Annotated in this window: 7 protein-coding genes; 1 reads left to right on the forward strand and 6 read right to left on the reverse strand. The window is 68.2% G+C overall.

The window, feature by feature from the left end:
- Positions 1 to 480, reverse strand: a 480-nt coding sequence (locus JWN21_RS11650; RefSeq protein WP_299650146.1) for a pirin family protein, incomplete at its 3' end; no start/stop codon positions are given.
- A complete protein-coding gene (locus JWN21_RS11655; protein ID WP_299650149.1) occupies positions 480 to 764 on the reverse strand; it encodes a BolA family transcriptional regulator in 285 nt (94 codons plus the stop codon). The genes JWN21_RS11655 and JWN21_RS11650, both read right to left, overlap by 1 nt.
- A 102-nt stretch (positions 765 to 866) precedes the next feature.
- Here JWN21_RS11655 and JWN21_RS11660 point away from each other — a divergent pair, with 102 nt between their 5' ends.
- Positions 867 to 1,397 (forward strand): J domain-containing protein, encoded by a 531-nt coding sequence (locus JWN21_RS11660; protein WP_299650162.1) that lies wholly within the window; start codon positions 867 to 869, stop codon positions 1,395 to 1,397.
- Between the two features lie 122 nt (positions 1,398 to 1,519).
- Here JWN21_RS11660 and JWN21_RS11665 read toward each other — a convergent pair whose 3' ends face one another.
- The 4 genes from JWN21_RS11665 to JWN21_RS11680 all read right to left on the reverse strand — a co-directional run bounded on the left by JWN21_RS11665 (position 1,520) and on the right by JWN21_RS11680 (position 3,551).
- Entirely contained in the window at positions 1,520 to 2,242 is a 723-nt protein-coding gene (locus JWN21_RS11665; RefSeq protein WP_299650152.1) for a dihydrofolate reductase family protein, read from the reverse strand.
- Complete coding sequence (locus JWN21_RS11670; protein WP_299650155.1) at positions 2,235 to 2,681, reverse strand: SRPBCC domain-containing protein; 447 nt, start codon at positions 2,679 to 2,681, stop codon at positions 2,235 to 2,237. The genes JWN21_RS11665 and JWN21_RS11670 overlap by 8 nt, the downstream gene beginning before the upstream one ends.
- A 33-nt stretch (positions 2,682 to 2,714) precedes the next feature.
- Positions 2,715 to 3,197: a VOC family protein gene (locus tag JWN21_RS11675; protein ID WP_299650158.1), complete on the reverse strand. Its 483-nt coding sequence runs from the start codon at positions 3,195 to 3,197 to the stop codon at positions 2,715 to 2,717.
- A 255-nt stretch (positions 3,198 to 3,452) separates the two neighbouring features.
- Positions 3,453 to 3,551 carry a DUF4287 domain-containing protein gene (locus JWN21_RS11680; RefSeq protein ID WP_299650165.1) on the reverse strand — a complete coding sequence of 33 codons (99 nt, stop codon included), beginning with the start codon at positions 3,549 to 3,551 and terminating at the stop codon, positions 3,453 to 3,455.
- Position 3,552: the final 1 nt, after the last annotated feature.

Below are 3,552 nucleotides of genomic sequence, written 5' to 3' on the forward strand. Positions count from 1 at the left end.
GCCCATGATGACGCGCGCTGTCGCACCGGCATGTTCGATCACCGGCAGATCGGCGGCGGGGATGTGCTGGAACGCAGGATCGGTCTCCTCCAGCGCATCGGGCAGCGCCAGCCAGGTCTGGATGCCGAACAGTTCGGGGCCGTGCGCACGTTCATCACCTGGTGACCGCTCGGAATGAACGATGCCGCGCCCCGCCGTCATCAGATTGACCGCGCCCGGCTCGATCCGCTTGCGCGTGCCCAGCGAATCGCGATGATCGATCGCGCCGGCGAACAGATAGGTGACGGTGGACAGATTGATGTGCGGGTGCGGGCGCACGTCGATGCCTTCGCCGGTCGGCAGCGTCGCCGGACCCATCTGATCGAAGAACAGGAACGGCCCGACCATCGTGCGGTCACGGGCGGGGAGCACGCGGTGGACCTGAAATCCGCCCAGGTCGTGGGTGACGGGCTCGAGGACCTGTTCGATCAGGCTTTCCATCACGCCTCTCCGGGGACGCGGGCGCGAATCGCGAGGGCGTGAATGTGGCCGGGGTCGATCAGGTCCGCCAGCGCCTTGTTAACCAGTCGCTGACGCGCGACCCGCGACAGGCCGGCGAAGCTGGCGCTCTCCACCGTCACGCTGAAGTGCGATTCACCCGAGCCGTCATCACCGGCGTGGCCGGCGTGCTTCCAGCTCTCGTTGAGCACCTCGAGCATAGTGGGCGCGAGCGCAGCGGTGAGACGACGCTCGATCTCGCTGGCGACGGTGGCGGGTTGGGTCATCGCGCCTATATAGCCGCTTTTGCGTGGCGGAGTATCGTGTCAGCTGAGCGGAAGGACCGGCCGTCGCCACGTTTTCACGGGCGGATCGAATGCGACGGTCGGCTGTGCGCCGAGCCGGGTTGCGAGGGCGCGGGCGAGTTCCGCGCGCCATTGCTCGACACGGTGCCGTCCGGGCGTGACGGGCCGCCGCCGTTCCGCTGGCTGTGCCTCGATCATGTCCGCGCCTTCAACGCCGGCTACAATTTCTTCAGCGGCATGAGCGTCGAGGAGATTCACGCCGCGCAGCGCCCGATCGCCGGTTGGGAGCGCGAGAGCCGGCCGTTCGCCGGGGCCGACCGGGGACCGCGCTGGGCCGATTTCGCCGACCCGTTGGATGCGATCGCCGCGCGCTTCCGTCGCGAGCATGCGCCCGAGCGAGGCGACGGCAAACCGCTGTCGGGACAGGATCGCGCCAGCCTGAAGGTGCTGGGGCTAGAACCCGACGCCGACCGCATGACGCTGCGGCGGCGCTATTCGGAACTGGTGCGCAGATTCCATCCCGATCGCAACGGCGGCGACCGCAGTCACGAGGCGGCATTGCAAAGCGTCATCGCGGCGTATCAGCAGCTGCGCCAGGCGCCCGCGTTCGCGTAACGCCTCAGTCGCGGTCGGGCGCGCCGAGCGGAAACAGGGGACGGTGAAGGGCGTGTCGTTCTCGTACAGGGCGATCAGCACCTTCCAGCAACAGGAGGAGAACGGGTGCGCGAAGAACTCGATCACCAGCGGTCCTCCGCGATCGCGCGCTGCCGCGCCTGCTCGCGCTCGCTGGTCGATTGTGGCCCGGCCCAGCCATGCTCGACGTTGCCGGCAGGTTCGTAGGTGACGATGGTGGCGCCGGATTTGGTCGTGGTCTGCTCGACGACCTGCAACGCTCGCGCAGGGGTGCCGTCGCCGAACAGCCGCTTGCCGGTGCCAAGCACTACCGGGAACGTCATGACCGTCAGCTGGTCCAGCAATCCCGCCGCCAGCAGCGCGGCATACAGCGTGCTGCTGCCCTGGATCAGCAGGTCGGGACCGTCGCCGTCGCGGACCGCGCGCAGCTCGTCGAGACTGCCCAGCCGGTGGCTGTTGGACCAGCCGAGGTCCGGGTTGCCGCGTGTCAGCACGTATTTGCGCGCGCGGGTGAACGCCTCGCCCATGTCGATCGCCGCAGCTTCGCCGTCGTCCTTGCCTGTGCGGTCGAAGACTTCGCCGATCCCGGCCGCCTCGCCGCCGACATAGGGCCAATAGGCGGCAAAGATGTCGTAAGTCCGCCGGCCGAGCAGCAGGTCGTAATCGCCTGCGAAAAAGGCATCGATCGCAGCGCCGACATCCTCGTCGAAAAATTGCGGCAACCAGCCGCCATGGGGGAAGCCGCCGGTCGGGTCCTCGGTGGGTCCGCCTGGCGCTTGGATGATGCCATCGAGCGACACGAACGCACTGCCGCGGATCTTACGCATTGGTCGGTTCTCCGCGGCCCGTGATTTCCGCCGCGATCCGCCCTGCGACTTCGGCAAACTCATCGGCCGAGGCCCCCCAACCGATCTCGAACCCCATCGCCTCGTGCTGCGCCTTGGCGTCTGCCGTCCAGTGTCGTGCCGTGGCGGTGTAACGGGTGTGCTGTCCCTCGGCGGCGAACGCGTCGGTGCGGACCATGTTAGGCCCCTGTGGGTTCCAGTCGGCGTCCAGCGCGGCGGTCGACACCACACATTCGCGCGGAACGACGTGGAGGTAGCCCCCCTCAAGCGGCATGGCTTCGCCGCCGGGGCCGTGGAACACCATACGCGATCGGCCGCCGGGGCGCAGGTCCTGTTCGACGATCTCCGCGCCCGCGCGGGGGGCAGAGCCACTCCTCGCCATGGTCGAGCCAAGCGCGCCAGACCGTGTCCAGCGGCGCATCCATGAGCCGGGTGATCTGCAACTGGTGCTCGCTCATGATTCGCCGCCCCGCCGCGCCGCCTCGATCGTCGCGATGTCGATCTTCTTCATCGTCATCATCGCGGCAAAGGCGCGCGCGGCCTCGTCACCGCCGGCGGAAAGCGCGTCCATCAGCGTGCGCGGGGTGATCTGCCACGACATACCCCAACGGTCCTTGCACCAGCCGCATCCGCTTTCCGCGCCGCCGTTGCCGACGATCGCGTCCCAATAGCGATCTGTCTCCGCCTGATCCTCGGTACTGACCTGAAAGGAAAAGGCTTCGCTATGCTTGAACATCGGCCCGCCGTTCAGGCCCAGGCAGGGGATGCCGAGCACCGTGAATTGGACGGTCAGCACGTCGCCGGCCTTGCCGCTGGGATAGTCGCCCGGCGCGCGATGGACCGCGTCGACGCGGCTGTCGGGAAAGACGCCGGCACAGAAGGTCGCCGCCTCTTCCGCCGCGCCGCTGTACCAGAGGCAGATCGTGTTCTTGTTCACGGGTTCGCCGCATGTCGTGCGCCGACGATCGCGAAGGCGACACCCTGCGGATCGCCTCCCATCAGCGCATAGTCGCCGCCGGGGATTTGGGTCGGCTCCTGGATGATCGCCGAGCCGCGCCGCGACTTCTGACAGCCGTTCGCGGATTCGTCCTTCGATCGCCGGCAGGCGCGGCGCGGACCACGGCTTGCCTGCCTCGAACAGCGTCGCGATCGCGCGATCCGCGATCCAGCAGCGCGCGGCAGTCGCTGAGCATCAGCGATCCCCCTCCTTCCTGGCGCCTCTGAGCAGCGCGACGACCGACATGGCGTGACCGTGCCCCAGCGCGAGTTCGGCCTTGAGCGCGTCGACGATC

The organism is Sphingomonas bacterium (assembly GCF_028292945.1).
In the GTDB taxonomy this organism is placed as follows: domain Bacteria; phylum Pseudomonadota; class Alphaproteobacteria; order Sphingomonadales; family Sphingomonadaceae; genus Sphingomonas.

Excerpts from the sequence above, each read along its gene's own strand:
- JWN21_RS11665 (WP_299650152.1), bottom strand. The coding sequence starts at position 2,242 with ATGCGTAAGATCCGCGGCAGTGCGTTCGTGTCGCTCGATGGCATCATC.
- JWN21_RS11670 (WP_299650155.1), bottom strand. The coding sequence starts at position 2,681 with ATGCGCCGCTGGACACGGTCTGGCGCGCTTGGCTCGACCATGGCGAGG.
- JWN21_RS11655 (WP_299650149.1), bottom strand. The coding sequence starts at position 764 with ATGACCCAACCCGCCACCGTCGCCAGCGAGATCGAGCGTCGTCTCACC.